Here is a 20,496-nt window from a genome sequence, read left to right as displayed (position 1 = left end):
GCCCGAGCGCACCCTAGGATGCGAAGCTTGTGCGAGCATTTCGGCAATATGGAATGTTTGGAGATGGGGTGGCCGGGTCCTGACCCTTGCGACCTGCGGTCAGATCAGAAGAAATCGAAGTCGCCGGCTGCCTTGCTCAACGGCTGAGAATGCCCGTGGCGCAAGCCGCTTGCGAGCGATTTCTGCATGTCGGCAAGCTTTACCAGGCTGAGCGCCGTCGAGACGTCGACACGCCAGTGTTCGGGGATGGCGCTGGTGATGGTATCGATGAATTCCGCCAGTCCACGGGTTTTCTGGACGGCAAGGTCGATGCCCTGCAGCACCTTCATCGCGTCGGGTGAATTGAGGATATCGGCGCCGCCCACTTCCACGATCTGGGGCTCGACGCGCTCGATCAGATAGGCGACATCATGCAGCTCGGAAACCAGACGCATCAGGATTTCCGGTAGCGATTCTTCGAGGGGCTCAGTCGCAGGCTTCACTATCTCGTTCATGCAAGTCCCCGAAAATCGCTGAAAATGAAAATCAGAAGAACTCGATCGAGTTGTCGACCGGCTTCTGTGGTGTACGTATCGGGCGCTGCTCGAGCGCGACCGTTCTCTGGGTTTCGGCGCCGGTGAGAGGATATTGCCGGGCCCGGCCATTGACCGGCCAGTATTCCAGTTTGCGGCCGTGCTCCCCCCCGGTGGACGAACCGACCACCTGGATGCCTTCATCTCTCAGAAACTGCATGGCAAAGGCCGCGTTCTGCTCACCCACATTGGAGAAGCTGGCGATGGTCTTTGCGCCGCCGAAGACCTTGGCTTCGAGCCGGTCGCGGCGGGCGCCCTTCTTCAGGAGACCGTTGATCAACAGTTCCATCAGATGCACGCCGTAGCGCGTCGCGTCACCTCCCGATGCCATGGCCCCGCCCGAGCCTGGCAACAGGAAATGGTTCATCCCGCCGACACCGGCGACGGGATCGCGAAGACATGCGGCCACGCACGAGCCAAGTATCGTCGACAGGACGACGTCAGGGTCGTCGATGACCTTGTACTCTCCCTGGATGATATGGACGCGCCTGCCCGCGATGGCATCACTCATTTAAGGGCTCCGAATACAGCCTCGATGGCTGCCTTCATCTTTTCGATGGTGAATGGCTTGGCCAGAACGTTGTTGGCACCAAGCTGGGCCGCCTTCTGAACCAGCGCGCGGTCGCCCTGCGCGGTCAGGATGATGAAGGCTGCCTTCTTGGTCGTCGGGTTGGAACGCACAGCTTGGAGGAAGCCGATGCCATCCATGTTGGGCATGTTGAAGTCGGAGATGACCAGGTGGTGGGGCTGTTCGGACATGATCTTCATGCCTTGCACACCATCACCTGCCGAAGTGATCTGCTTGAAGCCGAGCTGTGTCAGGGCATCGCTGAGCAGAAGACGGCTGGTGACCTGATCGTCGACAATCAGAACTTTGATTTTTTCAGCGAGAGACATTTATTCGGTACCTTCTTTTCGGGCGGCAGTTAATTTCAAAACTTCTTCTCCAATGGAGCCCAAGGGAAGTTGTTGCTCGACGGCCCCCAATTCATAGGCAACCCTCGGCATCCCATAGACAACACAGGTCTTCTCGTTCTGTCCGATCGTGCGGGCGCCAGCGCTGCGCATTTTCAGAAGTCCGGAGGCCCCATCGCGCCCCATGCCAGTCAAAATCACACCGACCGCATTGCGGCCGGCCAATTCCGCGACCGAGTTGAAAAGCACATCGACCGACGGCCGGTGGCCGTTGACGGGGTCCTTTTCAATCAGCCGGCAGCATGGCGCTGACGGGTTTGCCACCTGCATGTGACGTTCGCCACCGGGCGCGAGGTAGATCTTGCCGATCTCCAGACGCGCGCCATCGGTCGCTTCTTCCACAACAGGGGCGCAGATACGATTAAGACGTTCAGCAAAACTTTTGGTAAACGTCGGAGGCATATGTTGAGTGATTACCGTCGGCGGGCAGTTTTGCGGGAATTTCTGCAACACTGCGATCAACGCCTCGACGCCTCCGGTCGACGATCCGATGGCGACAATCTTGCGACCGACGCGATAATCATGAACCGATGGTGGCGGAGCGACCTGAGCTGGCGTCGGCGCAGTTGCCCATTTGCGGCCGGAACGGGCCGCTGCCTTGACCTTCTCGGCGAGATCCATGAACGGGCGCCGATCCCCCGGTGCCGGCTTGCCGACGCAATCGAAGGCGCCGATCTCAAGCGCTGCGAGCGTCGCATTGGCGCCGTGATGGGTCATGGTCGAGACCATGATGACCGGCATCGGCCGCAGCCGCATGATCTTTTCGAGAAATTCCAGCCCGTTCATGTTGGGCATCTCGATGTCCAGCGTCACGACGTCGGGATTGAGCTGCTTGATGGCGGCGCGGGCCTCCATCGCATCGCCGGCCTGGCCGACAACATCAACATCCGGATCAGAGTTGAGGACGGCCGTGATCAGGCCTCGCATCGTGGGGCTGTCATCGACGACGAGAACGCGTGCGGGGGCGCTCATGGGCGGTGACCTCCATGCTTGCCGATATAGCGATAGGTGGTGATGCCGATATTGTCGAAGAGATGCTTGGCATCGCCCGACACGCGCTCGGAATGACCGATATAGAGGTGGCCGCCTTCCGGCAGCAGAGAAGCGAAACGCGACCAGATCTTCATCTGGGTCGGCTCGTCGAAATAGATCACGACGTTACGGCAGAAAATGACGTCGAAGCCGCCCTTGAACGGCCATTGGGCCATCAGGTTCAGCTCGTTGAAGGTGATCAGCTTCTTGACCCGGTCATCGATCTGGCACTTGCGGCGACCGTTGACGTCGACATCGCGGAACCATTGCTTGCGCATGGCAGGCGAAACGCTTTCGAGCGCTCCTTCCTCGTAGGCACCGGCACGAGCGATGGCGAGGATCTTCGGATCGATGTCGGTGGCCAGAATGCGGAAATCGTAATCGGCGGCATTCGGCAAGAGGCTCATCACCGTCAGCGCAATCGAATAGGGTTCCTGCCCGTCGGAGCAGGCGGCCGACCAGATGCGAACCCTGCCGCCAGACTTGGCGCGGTTGATGAGCCCCGGCAGAACCTCGTCGCGAAGATGTTCGAAATGGTGGTTTTCGCGGAAGAAGCGGGTGAAATTGGTGGTCAGATGCGAGAGCATCTCACGCCGAACCGGGGCACCTTCAGGCGAAGCCACAAGCGTGCAGTATTCGCGGAAGCCGCGCAGGCCGAGATTGCGAATATGCTTCGACAGGCGCGAATAGACGAGCGAGGCCTTGGAATCGTTCAGATAGATTCCGGCATCCGCATAGATCATCGCAGCGATATCGGCGAGGTCGCGGCGGGTCAGCGGATATTCTCCGCTTGCCAGAACCTCATCCGGGGACTGCCGGCTATCAATCGCGCCCAACGGCATCATGCAGCTTCACTTTCCTTGTCGTGAGCTTTTTCGGGGAACAGGGCTTCCAGTTCGATCAGGCAGATCATCCGCTTGTCGATGGCCAGGATCCCTCTCGCGTACTGTTTTTCCAGATCGGAGGATATTTCCGGCACAGGCTGGATAGTATCGTCGGTAATCGTAAGGATATCGGAAACGGCCTCGACCAAAAGACCGACCGTCTTGCTCTTCACCTGAGCGACGATGATCACGTGGCGAGCCGTCGGTTCCGCTTCCTTCATGCCCAGCCGGGCAGACATGTCGACGATAGGCAGTACCGCGCCGCGCAAGTTGATCACACCCATCACGTATGATGGCGCGTGCGGCATCGGGGTCGCCTGGGTCCATCCGCGGATTTCGCGGACGGACATGACGTTGACGCAAAATTCCTGGTCGCCGATCCGGAAGGCAATCAGCTCCCGGAACCCCTGCGAAAGAGATTTTACGGCATAAGAGACGGTCATCGATCCCGTTATCCTGCTGCTGCCAGCGACATTTCAGGTTTCAGCGACTGGCCGCGCGAGGCACCCACGACGGCGTCGACATCGAGAATGAGAGCCACGCGTCCATCACCGAGAATGGTTGCCGCGGCGATACCCGGGACATGCGTGTAGTTCGCCTCGAGCGACTTGATGACGACCTGGCGCTGGCCCTGGATGGCATCGACCATCAGCGCGCGCTGACCACCACCCTCGGACTCGACCAGCAGTGCGACGCCTTCGACCGGGTTGGCCTGGTTGGCGCGGAAATTCAGGATGCGGCCGACATCGACCAGCGGGCAGAACGAGTTGCGGATCGAGATGAGCCGCTGGTTCGCGCCGAAGGAATGGATGGAGGATGCTTCCGGCTGCAAGGTTTCGACGATCGCCGTCAGCGGCACGACCAGCGTCTGGCCGGCAACGGTGACGACCATGCCGTCGAGAACGGCGAGCGTCAGCGGCAGGCTCATGGTGAAGGTCGAGCCGAGACCCGGACGCGAGGAGATCGAGATACGACCGCCGAGTGCCTGGATGGACCGCTTGACGACGTCCATGCCGACGCCGCGGCCGGAAATGTCGGAGATCTTGTCGGCGGTGGAGAAGCCCGGTGCAAAGATCAGGTTGTCGATCTCTTCGTCGGACAGATTGGCATCCGGGCTGATCAGGTCGTTGTCGATCGCCTTCTGCTTGACGCGTTCGCGGTTGATGCCGCCGCCATCGTCCTGCAGTTCGATCAGGATACGGCCGGACCGATGCTTTGCGGAAAGCTTGATCGTGCCTTCCGGATCCTTGCCGGCGGCTACGCGCTTTTCCGGGCTCTCGATGCCGTGGTCGACGGCATTGCGGATCATGTGGGTCAGCGGTTCGGCGATCTTGTCGATGACCGTCTTATCGACTTCGGTGTTTTCACCTTCGGTGACAAGGCGGATCTGCTTGCCGACCATGTCGGCCACTTCGCGGACGATACGCGACATGCGCTGGAAGACCGGCTTGACCGGCTGAGCGCGGATCGCCATGACCGAGTCCTGGATCTCGCGGGTGAGCTGCTGCAGCTCTTCGAGACCCATGTTAATGGACGAAGTACCGTTCGTGTCGTTTTCGACGACGCTCTGGGAGAGCATTGCCTGGTTGATGACAAGCTCGCCGACAAGGTTGATCAGGCGGTCGACGCGATCGAGATCGACGCGGATCGTCTGGCCGGCCGAGGATGCGGCGGCAGCGGCGTTGTTCTGGGCGGCAGCTGCAGCGGCGGCAGCGCTTTCCTTCTTTTCGACCGCGGCATGGACGGCCTTGGTCACGTTGGCTGCTGTCTCTGCGGTTGCGGCTGCAACCGCTTCCGGCTGCGTCTCGACCACTTCCGCCGGCTCATCGTCGAGCGCGGAAAGATCGAAAGGTACGGGGATCATCGGCAGCTCTTCGGCCTCGGAGGCTTCGGCCGGCTTAATTTCCAGCTCGCAATCCCATTCGGCGAATTCGAAGACGGCGCGGACCTCATCCTCTGATTTCGGCGTGGTGATCGAGATCTTCCAACCGAAATAGGATGCTTCAGGATCCATGCTTTCCAGCGCAGGCAGCTGGTCCATGTTGCAGGCGATGCTCATCTCGCCGAGACGGGAGAGATCCCTGAGCAGGAGCGCCGCCTCGTTGCCCTTGGCATAAAGCTCGCGCGCGGGCTTGAAGGTGACGTCGTAGGTGAACTGCTCTTCGGTCTCTTCCTCTCCGCCGAAATCGTCGAAGGTGAAGGGGATCGGCTGGAAACCGCTGTCGTCGGTCGGCTTCGGCGCAGGTGCCGCGGCGGCAGCGGGCTTGGCAGCCTTCGGCGCTTCGGCTGCCGGCGGGGCTTCACCATTGGCCAAGGCCTCCAGTTCCTTCACCAGCGTGCGCGTGCGGCTTTCCTCGACGCTGCCGCCATCCCGCGAGCAGGTGACAAGGTCGGCCAGCACGTCGGCAGATTTGAGCATGACCTTGAGAACGTCCTGGTTCGGCTCCAGCTTATTGGAGCGCACGCAATCCAGCGTCGTCTCGAAGACGTGGGCAAAGGCGACCAGCTCTTCCAGGCCGAAAGCGCCGGCGCCGCCCTTGATGGAATGAACGGCGCGAAACACGGCATTGACCGTCTCGGGGTCGCGATCCCCGTCGTTCAGCTTGAGAAGACCAGATTCCAGTTCAGCGAGCTGCTCTTCGCATTCCTGAAAGAAGATCTCTTTGATTTCGTTCATATCCATCGGAAGAATTCCCGGTTCAGGCGGTTACACGCTCGATCGCATCAATGAGTTTGGCAGGGTCGAAAGGCTTGACGATCCAGCCGGTCGCACCGGCCTGGCGCGCACGGTTCTTCTTCTCGGCATCGCTCTCGGTGGTCAGGACCAGGATCGGGATGGCGCGGTACTTCTCGTTGCGGCGAACGCCTTCGATGAAGCCGAAGCCGTCGAGGCGCGGCATGTTGATGTCGGTGACGATGACATCGGGCTCGCAGCCTTCGAGAACCTCGAGGCCTTCAACGCCGTCTTCGGCCTGAATGGTCTCGAAACCGGCATTGTTGAGGGTGACCAGAAGCATGTTCCGGATCGTCCGTGAATCGTCCACGGTCAGTACTTTTTTCTTCATTGCTAGATCTCCTTAGCAACCAAATTATCGTCGTCGATGCCAATCAGCTGCATCGTCTTGGCGAAGGCGTCGGATGACTTCGCAATTTCAAAGGACTTTTTGTCGGCAGCCCATGCCCTGGCGCCGGCCACGAGGACCTGGGCGCACTGCACGCCGACGCGTTCCACCGCGGAGGCATCGATGGCGATGCCCTTGCCGCGCATGGACATCAACTTGCCATGCAGCACCGATGCTTCGTTGAGGTCGAGGACCGGCGCGAGCGCCAGACTTCCCGATGCTGCCTTGCGTGCTGCCATCAGCGTCTTCCTTGCAGTTTGTAAAAGGGTTGTGCCTCGAGCGCTGCCGGGGCGTCGTGTCGTTCATGAGCCACGGCTGCCGGGCGGCGGTCGTCGTAGCCGTCTTCGAAGCTTCGCTGCCGGGCGATGCGGAACTCGCGCACGGTGCGTCCGAGTTCCAGGATGACGGTGTGGAGTTCGTCGGCGCTGTCGCCCGAATTGCGGGCAAAGCTGGCATTGGCGCTCATGTCTTGGCTGAGCGAGGCCATGTCATGGGTGACGCGGCCGAGACCGTCCGCCTGTTCGGCGGTGCGGCGCGCGACACCCGAAATGGCATCATTGATCTCGCCGACTTGCTCGACAATGCTGCCGATCGCGGTCTGGGTGCGGTGAACCATCTGCACGCCGGCATCGACCTGCCCCTTGGTGCCGGTGACGAGCGTCTTGATTTCACGGGCCGCTTCCGCCGAGCGCTGGGCAAGGCCCCGGACTTCCTGGGCGACGACGGCAAATCCCCGGCCACTATCGCCGGCACGGGCGGCCTCGATTCCGGCGTTCAGCGCCAGGAGATTGGTCTGGAAGGCGATCTCATCGATGACGCCGATGATCTCGCCGATCTTTTCGGCCGACTTTTCGATATCGGACATAGCACTGATGGCGCGGCCGACGATCTCGCCGCTTTCCTCGACGGAGCGGCGCGTCACGACGGCAGCCTTCTCGGCGACCGAGGTGCCGGCAACGCTTTCCCGGACAAGTGCGGAAAGCTGATGAAGATCCTTGTGGGCGGCCTCTGCGCGGCGGGCCTGTTCTTCCGATGCGGCTGCGAAGGTAGCGGCATTGCCGGACATGGATGCGGCGATGCCGGCTGCCTGGGCATTGGCACTGCCGATCGCCTCGACGGACTGGCGCATGCCGCCGATCGCCTGCGACAGGAGGTCGGCGAGTTCGCGATAGGCATCCGGCATGTCGCCGGGAAGCGTTGCCGTCAGATCGCGGTCGGCAAGTGCGGCGATGACGGCGGAAAACGTCTCGACCGCCTCGGCCTGGTCGGCGGTCCGCTGATCGGCGAGCGCGCGCTGATGCTTCTGGCGCATTTCGTTGAAGCGCAGCGATACGGCGATTTCGACGTCGACCATGACGAGGCGCATGATGGCGGCGAGCAGATCGCGCAGTTCCTGTTCGCGCCGGCGGGCGCCGGGCATGAAGGAGCGTGGCGCCATGTCTTCGACGGCACCGAGAACGAGATGTTCCAGGACGACCGAATGGCCGGCGATGTGCCAGCGCGGGTCGAGGCCCATGCGGCTTTCGGTATCGGAGAGAACCTTGACGCGATCGGCATAGAGCGCGTCGAAACGGGCATCGGTCAGAACCGACCAGTGGGAGGACTGAAGATCGCTCAGTCGCTCGACCTGCTGTTCGCTTTCAAAATGGCGGGACGCTTCCGGCGAGGCCTGCAGGCGGTGCATGAGATCGCGCAGGCCATTCTTGACACGGCCTTCGAGCTGGGGGCGACAGCGGCGGAGCAGATCGCGCAGATCGCCGTCGAGGCCGGCAAATGCCAGTCTCTCGCCAAGGCTGCCCGCCTGGCCACGTCGCATCTGATCGCTTGGCGTGTCCTGCACCAAATCCGTCCCCAAAACCACACAGCCTGAAAGTGCAGCGTAAGAAACTCATGTCGGTCAGGGACCGGGGACGAACGGAACTCGACCGGCACGGGAGATGGTGATCCCGTGCAGCGCAAACGCGGTCATCGCAGGTTTTCTGACTGTTCATGAGAGGATACCGGATTGATACCGGTACGGCTTTGGCGGCTTCATGCCTGGTGGGCAGACCTCAGTCGTCCCATTCCACCGTGATAACCAATTTGTATGGTTAATTCCTTGCCCGAAGGTTAATGGATAGTAGAACGACGCCGTTTTGCTACAGACTGACTGTGTAGGTCGCGGCACGGGAAGTGCCGTTACGCGGTCGATACAATCAGCGGTTTCGGCGGCTCAATGCCCGGGTGTCGTCAGGTCGGCAAGTGCCCTCAGACCGTCGCGATTGCCGAGATTTGCGAGCGCCTCGAATATGCGCATCGCATCGGCCCGGCGGCCGGCCCGCAGATAGGCGTAGCCGCGAAGGCTCATCAGATCGGTCTGCTCCGGCACGATCTGGGCTCGCTGGTCGAGCGCGATCAGCGCCTCCTGGTAACGTCCCGCCTTGAATGCGCTGACGGCGCGGTTGGACAGGATGGCGGACTGGAGTTCCACCGCCCGCGTGTTGTTCTGCGGCGCGGTCGTGGCGGCAGCCGCAGCCTTGTCGGTCAGGCCGGCGCGCAGATAGGCAAGGCTCTTGCCGTAGGCGGCATCGGAACGCGCGGCAGGGGCTGAGGCGAGGCTTGCGGCATCAAACGCCTGGACGGCTTCGAGCGGGCGGTTGAGGTCCATCAGGCACCAGCCCCGCGTCAGCGCCTGTTCGGGCGACAGGAAGCGGGGATCGATCGTCGTGGAGCATCCGCGCGCCACGGGTACGGCCGGTGCGGCACGAAGGACACGCGGGGCCGCGCGCTGAACGGGTGTCGGTGCATAGGCATCGGGCAACCGAGGCGCGGTCTCGCGGACATAGGCCTGTGGCTGGATGGGCTGAACCGGCTGGCGGGTCGCCTGCGGGCCATCGATCTGGGCCACGTAATTCTGCGCCACAGAACTCTGGCCCGGCCGGCCGCGGCGATTATCGTCCTCGCCGAGATTGGCGATACGCTCAGAACGGCCACCCCAGACGCGCTGGATGGCCGCGACGCCGGTCTTGTCGCCGAGATCGTTGCGGCTCAGCACTAGGCCATAGGCAGAGGGCTCGTCGTCAGGCTTCCAGGAGAGAGCCGCAGCGAACCACTGGGCGGCCGTTGCCGGTTGATGCATGTAACGGGCATACCAGCCGAACTGCTGGGCGGCAGCGGCATCCTTTGCCTCCATGACAGCGGTCGCCATGCGACCAAGAACCTGTTCCTGCAGGATCGGCGGCGGGTCGATGGCCAGCAGATTGGCGACCGCCGCCATATAGGCAGCCTTGGTACCCGGCGAATCATCACGCCACTTGTAGAGAACGCTTTCGGCCTCGAGCGGCGAGTTCTGGCGCGTCAGGGTGAGCGCCAGGCCCTGCGCCGCCGACGCGGTCTCTTCCTTGGTGAAGGCCTTGCGGAACCAGCGTTCGGCACCGCCGAGATTGTCCCGGCGATAGTAATACCAGCCGAGCAGCAGCGAATCCGACGCCAGATCGCCCTTTTCGGCGAGGTTTTCGAGCCGCGTCAGATAGGCTGCGGGCACGACCAGCTTGGGATCGGTATTGCCGTCGCCCACCATGCGGCGGGCGAGATCATCTCTCAGACTGTCGAATTCCGGCTTGCCGTCCGCACCGGTGCGCTCCTTGGCGAGCAACTGGTCGATCATATCGGGCGGCAGAAGCTGGCTTGCCTTCTGCACGGTTGCAAGACGCTCGGGAGCGCCGCTGCAATTGCTCAAGATGTAGAGATAGGCGTCGCGGGCACGGGCCTTGCGGTCGGTATCGGCAAAGGCTTCGGCCAGACGCCAGAGAACGTCGACTTCGCTGCAGGTCAGCAAGGTCGGATTTTCCGCCGCGATGCGGATCACCTCGTCATAGGTCTTGGCGTCGGAGGCCGCGGTAAGCTGCGAACGGGCCTCGGCAAGCTTCAGGCGGTCGAGCAGATCCGCCGGCGGCTGCCAGTTCGGCTCGCTTGCCTGGCGGTCGGCAATCGCCTTGCGGACATCGGCATAACGCGACTGGGCATAGAGCTGCCACATGTTCTCGAGCTGCGGATCGGTCGTCGGGCGGATGGCCAGTGGGTCGGTCGGCGGTGTCCAGTTCGGATAGAGCGCACGCAGACGGGAAATTTCGGCCTGCAGGCGAGCGGTATCTCCGCGGGCAGCAAAATAACGGAGTGCGCTTTCGTCGACCTGCGGTGCGGCGGACGACGAGTTACCTGCGGCTGGCACGGCGGATCCTGCCGCCTGCGATGCCGGTGGCGCGGCCTGGGCAATCTCGGACGGCTGTGTCGATCCGGCAGCGGCAGATGGCTGCGCCTGGGCGACGACAAGTGGAGCACGTGCGTATTTCTGGTCCGGTGCCGAGGCCGAAAGCCGCCCGGTCCGCTCGGCATCTGCCGAAAAGTCCGCCGCAGATGCAGGGCCGGTCGCCGTCAGCGAGCCGGTCACATCGTTGAAATCGACAGCCGGCCGGCGCTCGAAGACGACAATTGCCGCTACCGCCACGCCGAAAGCTGCCAACGAGATCAGCGAAAATCGCATATGCACTCCGGTCCTTGTATGCCCAGATGTCAAGGCACGCGTCTTCAAGCCCAGATTTGAACTCGAATGGTTAAAGAATGCGACCAGATGGTTAACGAACAATTTAGATTTCATCAGTAAATAAGAATTCGTGAATAAATGACAAAGTGACTCGTTTCGTCGCAAAAATTATGTCGAAGCGGCGGATTTCGCGGACACGCGGGCAATGAGTAATGAGTGGCTGCCCCCAACACTGGAATTTCGATGACGGACAGGCTCATTACCAACACGTCCAGAAGAAGCGGGATGGTCCGACCGGGGCTCGCTGTGCTTCTGGGGATCGTTTCCCTGACGCTTGCCGGCTGCGGCGGCAAGCCGATCCAGCCGGAAGACGTGGTCAAGAGCGTCGAGCCTGCCAAGGCAATCGTCACGCCTCCGCCCGCCGGGCCTGCGGTTGTCAACGTCATCCAGCACCGCTACGGCAACGCGATCAGCCAGGACATCTATCTCGGCAATTCGGCCTCGACGCCCGGCCAGAACATGATCAAGGTCCAGTTGTTCGGTACAGAGAGTGACTTCAGCCAGTCGGAAGACGACCTTACCTACTCCTCAGTCACCGAGGGGCGGATTCTGGCAGAAATGCGCAGAGCCTTGCCGCGCGTGCCGATGGCCCGTTCGACGTCCTATGTGCAGAATGTCTACGGCCCGTTCGGCTATGCTTTCGGCCGCGGTGCAGGCTCGGATCTGTGTTTTTATGCCTGGCAGCAGATCCGCTCGCGTGTGCAGAGCATGTCGCCGCTTGCCAATTACGGCGTGATCCAGATCCGGGTCCGGACCTGCGAGGCGAATGCCACCGAAGCGAAACTGCTTTCGCTGATGTATAATTTCACCATCAATGCATCGGTCGACGCGCTCGGATGGAACCCTTATGGCGAATCACGCGGGCTGAACCCAGCAATCGGCGGAACGGGTGCGCCGATCTATCCACGGCCGGCCTCCTCGGAACCGATCGTGCAGACCCTGCCGGTGCGGCAACCCGCCGCCGCCGCGCCGCGCCGGGTCCAGCCGGCCCGGCCGCGCGTGGCACCGCAGGTCGAGGAACCGCAGTTTTCGCCCGATCGCCCGAGGGTTCCCGCCCCCGGTGGAGCGGCCGGCGTGTCCGGTTATCCGTCCGCAAGCCCGGCTTCAGCGAGCAGCCGGACAGGGACTTACGCAACGCCGACCTCTTACGGCGCGGCGACCGCGCCTGCCGTGCAACGGGTCGACGTTCCATCACCATCCTGTGCCGGAACGTCCGGCGGAACAAACGTTGCCTGCCGCTGACTTGCATTCTTGCCGCCGGGTTTCATCGAGGTAGTGCGTCATGAGGACACTATATTCTGCCGTCATCTGGGCCATCGCCACCGCGATGATCATTCTTCTGGTGACCTTGCCCATCAACACGCGCACGCAGCTGATCGCCAGTGGTATGATCGTCGCCATCATGGCGATCATCAAGCTGCTCGATGCTGGCGGCAGATGGCGCCTGGTGGCACTTGCCTTCGGCACCGGCATGGTGCTGCGCTATGTCTACTGGCGCACGACGAGCACACTGCCGCCGGTCAACCAGCTGGAAAACTTCATTCCCGGCATGCTCGTCTATCTCGCCGAGATGTACAGCGTGCTGATGCTGTCACTCAGCCTGTTCGTCGTCGCCATGCCGCTGCCGCCGAGCCGGCCCGGCAGCCGTTCCAGCAGTGAAGACAATCTGCCGACGGTCGACGTGTTCGTTCCGAGCTACAACGAGGACGAGGTGCTGCTTGCCAACACGCTGGCCGCCGCCCGCAACATGGACTACCCGGCCGAAAAGCTGACCGTCTGGCTGCTCGACGACGGCGGCACGGTGCAGAAGCGCAAGGCCAACAATGTCGCCGACGCGCGCGCGGCCGAGGCACGCCACGAAAAGCTGAAGACGCTGTGCGAGGAACTCGGCGTGCGCTACCTGACGCGCGAGCGCAACGAGCATGCCAAGGCCGGCAATCTCAATAACGGGCTTGCCCATTCGAACGGCGACCTGATTGCCGTGTTCGACGCGGACCACGCGCCGACGCGCGACTTTCTTCTGGAGACGGTGCATTATTTCGAGAAGGACCCGAAGCTCTTCCTCGTCCAGACGCCGCACTTCTTCCTCAATCCCGATCCGGTCGAACGCAACCTGCAGACCTTCGAGAAGATGCCGAGTGAGAACGAGATGTTCTACGGCATCATCCAGCGCGGGCTCGACAAGTGGAACGCGTCGTTCTTCTGCGGCTCTGCAGCGGTGTTGAACCGCAAGGCGTTGCAGGTCTCCAACGGCTTTTCCGGCGTCAGCATCACCGAGGACTGCGAAACGGCGCTCGACCTGCACGGCCTGGGCTGGAACAGCATCTATGTCGACCGGCCGCTGATCGCAGGCCTGCAGCCGGCGACGTTTGCAAGCTTCATCGGCCAGCGTTCGCGCTGGGCGCAGGGCATGATGCAGATCCTGCGCTTCCGCTTCCCACCCTTGAAGCGTGGCCTCTCGCCGGCACAGCGCCTCTGCTACATGTCCTCGACGCTGTTCTGGCTGTTTCCTTTTCCGCGGACGATCTTCCTGTTCGCACCGCTGTTCTACATCTTCTTCGACCTGGAGATCTTCACCTCGTCGGGCGGCGAGTTTCTCGTCTATTCGCTGACCTACATGGCGGTGAACATGATGATGCAGAACTATCTCTACGGCTCGTTCCGCTGGCCATGGATTTCCGAACTCTACGAATATGTGCAGACGGTGCATCTTCTGCCCGCCGTCATCTCGGTCATGCTCAATCCGCGCAAGCCGACCTTCAAGGTCACGGCCAAGGACGAATCCGTGTCCGTCAGCCGCCTTTCGGAAGTCAGCCGGCCGTTCTTCGTGATCTTCTTCGTGTTGATCGTGGCGCTCGCGATGAGCGTCTACAAACTCTATACCGAGCCGTTCAAGGCCGACGTGACGCTGGTGGTGGGCGGCTGGAACCTGCTCAACATCATCATCGCGGGCGCGGCCCTCGGCGTCGTGTCGGAACGCGGCGAACGACAGGCATCGCGCCGCGTCAAGATCAGCCGGCGCTGCGAATTCGGCGTCGATGGCAAATGGTATACGGCAACGATCAACAACGTGTCGGTGCACGGCGCATCGCTTGAGGTCTATACCGAGGGTGCCACGGCTATTGCCATGGAAACGGTAGGGCATATCCGCTTCCAGCCGTTCAGCGACCTGCCGGTCAGCGAACTCCCCGTCGAGATCCGCAATTTCGACCGCACCGGCGACGTGACCTCGGTCGGCTGCCGCTACATGCCGCAGAAATCGGTCGATCACCGACTGATCGCCGACCTGATGTTCGCCAATTCGGCGCAGTGGACGCAGTTCCAGACGTCGCGTCGTAAAAATCCCGGGCTGTTCCGCGGAACCTTCTGGTTCCTCGGCCTGGCGCTCTACCAGACGAGCCGTGGACTGGGCTACCTGATGCGTGACCTGAGCAAGTCGTCGCGCAGCACGGAAAACGGTTAGGAGCGCGGCATGAACAGATTGATCGTCATCGCGCTTACCGCCCTCGCCGCCACACAGGCTCTTGCCCAACAAGGCACGACACAGCCCAACGCCATGCCGTTCGACATGGGCGTGGAACGGCATGATCAGGGCATCAAGGACACGCCGAGGCCCGCCGCGCCGGTCCAGCCGCCGGTAGCCGCCGTTCCTGTCCAGCCGAGCCCGGCGCCGCAGCAGCAGACACCGGCACAGTGGAGCGCCCAGCCGCCACGCCCGAGCCAGGAGCCGCAGGCCGCCCCGGCGCCGATGCAGAACGCTGCCCCGACCGTCGCCCCGTCCCAGACCAAGCAGGCAACAGCTGTCGCGCCGACCGACCAGACGCGTCGCTACCTTCTCCCCTTCTCCGACATGCGGCTCAACGGCGAGATCGAGCAGCGGGCATGGTCGGTCTATCTGACCGCGGATCAGGCCGGGCGCGCCGCGCGGCTGCACGTGACCTACCAGAACTCCATCTTCGTCGCCCCCGAGACCTCGAAGCTGACCGTCACCATCAATGACGTGGTGGTTGCCGCAGAGCCGATCGCATCGGCAGAAAAACCGGCGGAGCGCATCTTCGAGATCCCGGCCGGGCTGCTGAAGGCCGGCGGCAACATGGTGCGTTTCGGCGCCAGCCAGCGTCACCGCACCGACTGCACGATCGAATCCACCTACGAGCTATGGACCGATGTCGATCCGGCAGGCACCTACATCTCCTTCGACGGCGCCAACGACCGCCGGCTCGGAACGCTGGACGACCTGAGGGCGATCGGCGTCGACGGCAAGGGCAATACCCGCTTCAGGATCATCGCACCGGCGCTGGACCAGTTGGGCGCCACCGATACGCTGATGCGGCTTTCGCAGGCACTTTCCCTGATCGGCGGCATGCCCAATCAGTCATTCTCCTTCCAGCGGCAGGCTGAGGGCACGCTGCAGCCGGGCGAGGTCGCCGTCTTCGTCGGGACGAATGACGAACTGAAATCCGTCCTGCCCGGGCTGACGCCCTCGGCCAATAACACTGCGATGGCGAGCTTCATCGACTATCCCGGCGAGAGCGGCGTTTCCGCTCTCGTGCTGGCGGGGCCGAACTGGCCATCGATCAGCAGCCTTGTCGAAAGCTTCATCGGTTCGATCGATGGACGGTCGATGCAGCGCCGCGAGGTGCTGTCGACGGAGAGCTGGCGGGGCATGGATACGCCTTTCCTGTTCTCGGACACGACCCTGGATTTCTCGGCTCTCGGCGTCAACAGCCAGGAATTTGACGGTCGGCTGTTCCGCACCAGCTTTACCATCGGGGTGCCGGCCGATTTCTATGCCAATGCCTATGGCGAGGCGCGCATCCTGCTTGATGCAGCCTATACGCCGGACGTGCTGCCCGGCAGCCATCTCGACATATTCGTCAACGGCAATATCGCAACCACCGTGCCTATCACCTCTGCGGGCGGGGCCGTGCTGCACCATTTGCCGATCAAGCTCACGCTCAGGCATTTCCACCCCGGTGTGAACACGATCACCTTCGAGGCTGCGCTGCGGACTGCATCGGATGCCGCCTGCGCACCGGGTGCGAGCAGCGACACCAAGCCCCGTTTTGCGATCTTCGGCACCTCGCAGTTCCATATGCCGGATTTCGCCCGCATTGCCCAGGTTCCGAATGTTGCCGCCACGGTCGGCACCGGTTTTCCCTATTCGCGCGAGCAGGAGCAGGAACCGGTGTCGCTCTTTCTCGGACGCATAGACGAGCCGACACTTTCGGCCGCGGCAACATTTACCGGCAAGCTCGCGGTGGCGGCCCATCACATCATCCCCTTCAACGTGACTATTTCGGCGGCGCGGATGGCGGAGCGCAATGCGATCTTCGTCGGCGGTATATCGGAAATGCCGCTCAATGTGCTTTCACAACTGAAGATCGACCAGGACAGCCGCAACAGCTGGAGCCCGGATATCACCCCGCACACGATCACGGCACCGGGCATCAACCTGCAGGACTGGCAGCAGCGGGCCGACAGCAACTTCCTCAGCCGGCAGTTCTCGCAGATCAGTGCCTGGGCGAAGCAGAATTACGACCTGTCTCTGTCCACCATGCGTTTCGCGCCTGCCACCGACCAGCTCTACAAGCCGCCTAAATCGGCGCAGCTGATCGTGGCGCAGGAGAGCGACCCGACCGGCCAGGGCACCTGGACTGCCGTGCTTGCGCCGGATGCGGCAGAGCTCGACGACAGCATGCGGCAGGTCTCGCCCCGCCAGCAATGGGAAAAACTCGGCGGCCGGATCGCGATTTATAGCGGTCCGGACGAGGAGACGGGGAGCGTGCCGGTCAGCTGGTTCCGTTTCATGCCGACCCATGACCTCACGTTCAGCAATGCACGGCTGATTGCAGCGAACTGGCTATCGGACAACATCATGTCCTATGCGCTGCTGCTCGCCGCGGGCAGCCTGTTGCTCGGCCTTGCGACCGGCGGCTTGCTGAGCCTGCTCGGCCGCCGCTGAGCCAAACCATGAGAGAGCGGGCGGCCAATTGGCGCGTTCGCCCGACATCGAACACAGCAATCAGGCCCGCAATCCTGCCGGGCGACGGCATGTCTGCCGCTTACTCTTCGGGCAGGCCCTCGGTGAGGCCATCATAAACTTCCAGCATGGCATTGGTGATCGCCTGGCCGAGGGCGTTGCCGGCCACCCGGACATCTTCCTCGCTGCCATCGCGGGCAGCCCTGGCAAGCTCGAAACCCTGTTCGCTGACAATCTGCTTAGCGATCTCGATCGCCCAGAGGCCGAAATCGCCGCGGTTGTCGATTTGTATCACGTCGTCCATGGCACCCTCCGCCGGTTGATCCTGCGCCGTCATTTATCCGATGCCTTCGACAAGGCAAGCCTCTGGCCAATGCTATCCCCGGAGTGGGAGGGGTTACGCAGCGAAACGCCGGCTGACGAAGGGGGAGCCCTGAAGACCGAAGCGCCAGGGGCGTTCCACCGCACGGGAAATGCCGATGCGCCTGTCTGAAGAAACCAACGGCGGCCGCTCTGCATCATAAAGAGCAAAGGGCGGTTCGAACAGCGACAGACCATCATGTTCGATACCGACGCCGAGTGCCTGGCAAAGACGGCCCGGACCGGAACATAGCAGAAGCGGGTCGCCGCGCTCGCGCCGGGCCGCCATCGCCGCGAGGCCTGACAGCGGTTCAAGCGCGCGGATGAGCACGGCGCTTCCCGGCCGGCAGACGAAATTCAGGCACCAGTGAATGCCGTAGGACCGATAGACATAGGCATGGCCGGGCGGGCCGAACATAGCACGATTGCGCAGCGTCTGACCGTTGAAACTGTGCGAGGCGGGATCGTCCGGTTCATAGGCTTCCGTCTCGATGATCATGCCGCCCGCCCCGCCGACCTCAAGTCCGATGCCGATAAGATCATGTGCCACTTCGACGGCCGAGCGGGCAAAGAAGGCCGGTTCCATCATGTCTCCCCAAAGCAGGTCGCGAGCGCTCATGGTTAAGAGCGCGGCACAGCGGTTTACCACGCATTAAAGCTGTTTGCCTGCCTGCCTTTCATGTGAGCGCAAAACCTGCATTTATTAGTCAGCACTAAATAATCCTTGAGGGCTGGCAAGGACATGGAACATTCGAAAGTCACAAGCTACGAACCGATTGGTCCGGACGAGTTGGAGCGTCTGCAGACGATCTTCGAGACAGCGCGCTACATCGCCTGCATGTCGCGCCACGATCCGGCATCCGAACGGCTTGCGGCGATGACGATCCGCTTCTACCAGATGGGCATTCGCGACGACGACGTGCTGATCCACACGGTCGTCAAGACCAACCGCTCATTGCGTCCGTTCGGCGAAGGGCAGGCTCTGGGCGGCATGGCTTAAACCTCCCACTCGGGACAACCGATATGGGATAGCCGAACGATGCCGCTCCCCGTTCGGCACCATTTGCCCTCGCAGCAACGGCGCAAGACTTCGCAAGGCACGGTTGCTTCCGCAAGCCGTCCATCCTATCTCCCTGTCATGGAACAATCGACTGCCGGATGGCAGTCCCCGACCTCACGGGAAGGATGGAATGAACGCATGACCGGGCTCAAGCTTCTGGCTCTCGATACGGATGATCTGGGCGTCGTATCCGCCCATATGCAGGATGCCGTCTTCAAGCTTTCGGATGTGCACTGGTCTTCATCGGACCGGACCTTCTCGCTTGCCGCCAACCGCTTCGACTGGGCTGCGGCAGAGGGCAAGCGCAAGGGTTTCGAACGCCACCGGGCTGCCCTTGTGTTCAAGCGCGTCTCGGCCGTGCGCTCCACCGGTATCAACCGCGGGCGACCTGACGACGTGCTGTCGCTTCTCGCCGTGCGCTTCGAACAGAAGGGCGAAGGCCCGGACGGGACGGTGGAACTGGTGCTTTCGGGAAGCGGCATGATCGCGCTCGATGTCGAATGCATCGAAGTCGCACTTGCGGATATCGGCGGCGCGTGGGAAACCGCATCGAGGCCGCAGCATCCCTGAACGGATCCCTGACCGGCCATCGAATGACGGCATAGGAATGGAAGGGCAATCCGCGTGGCAAGCTGGCTTGAACAGGCATCAGAAGATTTCGAAACCCGCTTTGCGGCGTTCCTGTCGACCAAGCGCGAGGTCTCCGAAGACGTCAATGCCGCCGTCAAGACGATCATCGACGACGTACGCGCCCGCGGCGATGCGGCGCTGATCGATTATTCGGCCCGGTTCGACAAGGTCGATCTGGCCCGCGACGGCATCCGGATCAGCGAAGCGGAAATCGACGCGGCGGTGGCAGAAACCGATCCGGCTGTGATCGATGCCCTGAAGCTTGCCGCCCAGCGCATCGAAAAGCACCATGCGCGGCAGATGCCGAAGGACGACATCTACGAGGACGATATCGGCGTCGGTCTCGGCTCGCGCTGGACGGCGATCGAGGCGGTCGGCCTCTATGTTCCAGGCGGCACGGCGAGCTATCCGAGCTCCGTGCTGATGAATGCCGTGCCGGCCAAGGTTGCCGGCGTGCCGCGCCTCGTGATGGTGGTGCCGGCCGGTGGCGGCAAGATCAATCCCGCGGTTCTGGCTGCCGCGCGCATTGCAGGAGTCAGCGAAATCTACCGCGTCGGTGGAGCGCAGGCCGTCGCAGCACTTGCCTATGGCACGGAGACGATCGCGCCGGTGGCAAAAATCGTCGGTCCCGGCAATGCCTATGTGGCAGCCGCCAAGCGCCAGGTATTCGGCACGGTCGGCATCGACATGATCGCCGGCCCGTCCGAAGTGCTTGTCATTGCCGACCGCGACAACGATCCGGACTGGATTGCCGCCGATCTGCTGGCTCAGGCCGAGCACGATGCCGGCGCCCAGTCGATCCTGATGACCGACGATGCCGATTTCGGCCGGGCGGTGGAAGCCGCCGTCGAGCGGCAGTTGAAGACCCTGTCGCGCACCGAGATCGCTACGGCAAGCTGGCGGGATTTCGGCGCGGTGATCCTGGTCGAGAGTTTCGAAAAGGCACTGCCGCTCGCCAACCGGATCGCCGCCGAGCATCTGGAGCTTGCGGTTGCCGATCCTGACGCGCTGATGGCGGGTATCCGCAATGCCGGGGCGATCTTCGTCGGCCGCCATACGCCGGAAGTGATCGGCGACTATGTGGGTGGCTCCAACCACGTGCTGCCGACCGCGCGTTCGGCGCGCTTTTCCTCCGGTCTCGGCGTGCTCGACTTCGTCAAGCGCTCGTCGATCCTCAGGCTTGGCGCAGACCAGCTTCGCCAGCTGGCGCCGGCAGCGATCACGCTTGCCACGTCTGAAGGGCTGGACGGCCATGCGCGCTCCGTTTCAATCCGCCTCAACCCCGGAGAATAAGCC

General features: G+C 62.5%; 19 protein-coding genes. 6 read left to right on the top strand and 13 right to left on the bottom strand.

Translation table 11 applies throughout. The features are described 5' to 3' along the window. Positions 1 to 104 precede the first annotated feature (104 nt). The 11 genes from cheT to NCHU2750_RS01190 form a co-directional block, all read right to left on the bottom strand. The gene (gene cheT / locus NCHU2750_RS01240) at positions 105 to 494 is read right to left on the bottom strand and encodes a chemotaxis protein CheT (RefSeq protein WP_119938794.1); all 390 of its coding nucleotides are present in this window, start codon (positions 492 to 494) and stop codon (positions 105 to 107) included. A 31-nt stretch (positions 495 to 525) separates the two neighbouring features. Beyond that, entirely contained in the window at positions 526 to 1,083 is a 558-nt protein-coding gene (gene cheD / locus NCHU2750_RS01235) for a chemoreceptor glutamine deamidase CheD (protein ID WP_119938793.1), read from the bottom strand. Further along, complete coding sequence (locus NCHU2750_RS01230; RefSeq protein ID WP_119938792.1) at positions 1,080 to 1,469, bottom strand: response regulator; 390 nt, start codon at positions 1,467 to 1,469, stop codon at positions 1,080 to 1,082. Before NCHU2750_RS01230 ends, cheD begins: the two co-directional genes overlap by 4 nt. Continuing rightward, complete coding sequence (gene cheB / locus NCHU2750_RS01225; protein WP_119938791.1) at positions 1,470 to 2,519, bottom strand: protein-glutamate O-methylesterase CheB; 1,050 nt, start codon at positions 2,517 to 2,519, stop codon at positions 1,470 to 1,472. Next, positions 2,516 to 3,424 (bottom strand): protein-glutamate O-methyltransferase CheR, encoded by a 909-nt coding sequence (gene cheR / locus NCHU2750_RS01220; protein WP_119938790.1) that lies wholly within the window; start codon positions 3,422 to 3,424, stop codon positions 2,516 to 2,518. The genes cheB and cheR overlap by 4 nt, the downstream gene beginning before the upstream one ends. Beyond that, positions 3,421 to 3,906 carry a chemotaxis protein CheW gene (locus tag NCHU2750_RS01215; protein ID WP_119938789.1) on the bottom strand — a complete coding sequence of 162 codons (486 nt, stop codon included), beginning with the start codon at positions 3,904 to 3,906 and terminating at the stop codon, positions 3,421 to 3,423. The genes cheR and NCHU2750_RS01215 overlap by 4 nt, the downstream gene beginning before the upstream one ends. Positions 3,907 to 3,914: 8 nt before the next feature. Next, positions 3,915 to 6,146, bottom strand: a complete 2,232-nt coding sequence (locus tag NCHU2750_RS01210) for a chemotaxis protein CheA (RefSeq protein ID WP_119938788.1) — start codon at positions 6,144 to 6,146, stop codon at positions 3,915 to 3,917. A 16-nt stretch (positions 6,147 to 6,162) separates the two neighbouring features. Continuing rightward, the gene (gene cheY1 / locus NCHU2750_RS01205) at positions 6,163 to 6,528 is read right to left on the bottom strand and encodes a chemotaxis response regulator CheY1 (RefSeq protein ID WP_119938787.1); all 366 of its coding nucleotides are present in this window, start codon (positions 6,526 to 6,528) and stop codon (positions 6,163 to 6,165) included. Between the two features lie 2 nt (positions 6,529 to 6,530). After that, positions 6,531 to 6,824: an STAS domain-containing protein gene (locus tag NCHU2750_RS01200; RefSeq protein WP_119938786.1), complete on the bottom strand. Its 294-nt coding sequence runs from the start codon at positions 6,822 to 6,824 to the stop codon at positions 6,531 to 6,533. Continuing rightward, the gene (locus NCHU2750_RS01195) at positions 6,824 to 8,428 is read right to left on the bottom strand and encodes a methyl-accepting chemotaxis protein (RefSeq protein ID WP_119942798.1); all 1,605 of its coding nucleotides are present in this window, start codon (positions 8,426 to 8,428) and stop codon (positions 6,824 to 6,826) included. The genes NCHU2750_RS01200 and NCHU2750_RS01195 overlap by 1 nt, the downstream gene beginning before the upstream one ends. A gap of 369 nt (positions 8,429 to 8,797) precedes the next feature. Beyond that, the gene (locus NCHU2750_RS01190) at positions 8,798 to 11,107 is read right to left on the bottom strand and encodes a cellulose synthase (RefSeq protein WP_119938785.1); all 2,310 of its coding nucleotides are present in this window, start codon (positions 11,105 to 11,107) and stop codon (positions 8,798 to 8,800) included. 243 nt (positions 11,108 to 11,350) lie between these two features. On the opposite strand from NCHU2750_RS01190, the gene bcsN reads away from it, so the two are divergent. Genes bcsN through NCHU2750_RS01175 form a run of 3 tightly spaced genes read left to right on the top strand, consistent with a single transcriptional unit; the run spans position 11,351 to position 17,132 of the window. After that, positions 11,351 to 12,409, top strand: coding sequence for a cellulose biosynthesis protein BcsN (gene bcsN / locus NCHU2750_RS01185; RefSeq protein WP_119938784.1), 1,059 nt, complete (start codon positions 11,351 to 11,353; stop codon positions 12,407 to 12,409). A gap of 40 nt (positions 12,410 to 12,449) precedes the next feature. Then, on the top strand, positions 12,450 to 14,630 hold the full coding sequence (gene bcsA, locus NCHU2750_RS01180) for a UDP-forming cellulose synthase catalytic subunit (RefSeq protein ID WP_119938783.1): 2,181 nt from the start codon (positions 12,450 to 12,452) through the stop codon (positions 14,628 to 14,630). 9 nt (positions 14,631 to 14,639) lie between these two features. Next, positions 14,640 to 17,132 (top strand): cellulose biosynthesis cyclic di-GMP-binding regulatory protein BcsB, encoded by a 2,493-nt coding sequence (locus NCHU2750_RS01175; protein ID WP_119938782.1) that lies wholly within the window; start codon positions 14,640 to 14,642, stop codon positions 17,130 to 17,132. A 100-nt stretch (positions 17,133 to 17,232) separates the two neighbouring features. On the opposite strand, the gene NCHU2750_RS01170 is transcribed toward NCHU2750_RS01175, so the two are convergent. Continuing rightward, a complete protein-coding gene (locus NCHU2750_RS01170; RefSeq protein ID WP_119942796.1) occupies positions 17,233 to 17,454 on the bottom strand; it encodes a hypothetical protein in 222 nt (73 codons plus the stop codon). A gap of 93 nt (positions 17,455 to 17,547) precedes the next feature. After that, on the bottom strand, positions 17,548 to 18,129 hold the full coding sequence (locus NCHU2750_RS01165; RefSeq protein ID WP_245480306.1) for a DNA-3-methyladenine glycosylase: 582 nt from the start codon (positions 18,127 to 18,129) through the stop codon (positions 17,548 to 17,550). Positions 18,130 to 18,252: 123 nt separating this feature from the next. On the opposite strand from NCHU2750_RS01165, the gene NCHU2750_RS01160 reads away from it, so the two are divergent. The 3 genes from NCHU2750_RS01160 to hisD all read left to right on the top strand — a co-directional run bounded on the left by NCHU2750_RS01160 (position 18,253) and on the right by hisD (position 20,493). Then, the gene (locus tag NCHU2750_RS01160) at positions 18,253 to 18,510 is read left to right on the top strand and encodes a hypothetical protein (protein ID WP_119938779.1); all 258 of its coding nucleotides are present in this window, start codon (positions 18,253 to 18,255) and stop codon (positions 18,508 to 18,510) included. 198 nt (positions 18,511 to 18,708) lie between these two features. Continuing rightward, entirely contained in the window at positions 18,709 to 19,140 is a 432-nt protein-coding gene (locus NCHU2750_RS01155; protein ID WP_119938777.1) for a DUF2948 family protein, read from the top strand. 54 nt (positions 19,141 to 19,194) lie between these two features. Further along, positions 19,195 to 20,493, top strand: a complete 1,299-nt coding sequence (hisD, locus tag NCHU2750_RS01150; protein WP_119938775.1) for a histidinol dehydrogenase — start codon at positions 19,195 to 19,197, stop codon at positions 20,491 to 20,493. Positions 20,494 to 20,496 lie beyond the last annotated feature (3 nt).

This window comes from Neorhizobium sp. NCHU2750 (assembly GCF_003597675.1).
Classification (GTDB): Bacteria; Pseudomonadota; Alphaproteobacteria; order Rhizobiales; family Rhizobiaceae; genus Neorhizobium.
This window is presented reverse-complemented; position numbering and strand designations above follow the sequence as displayed.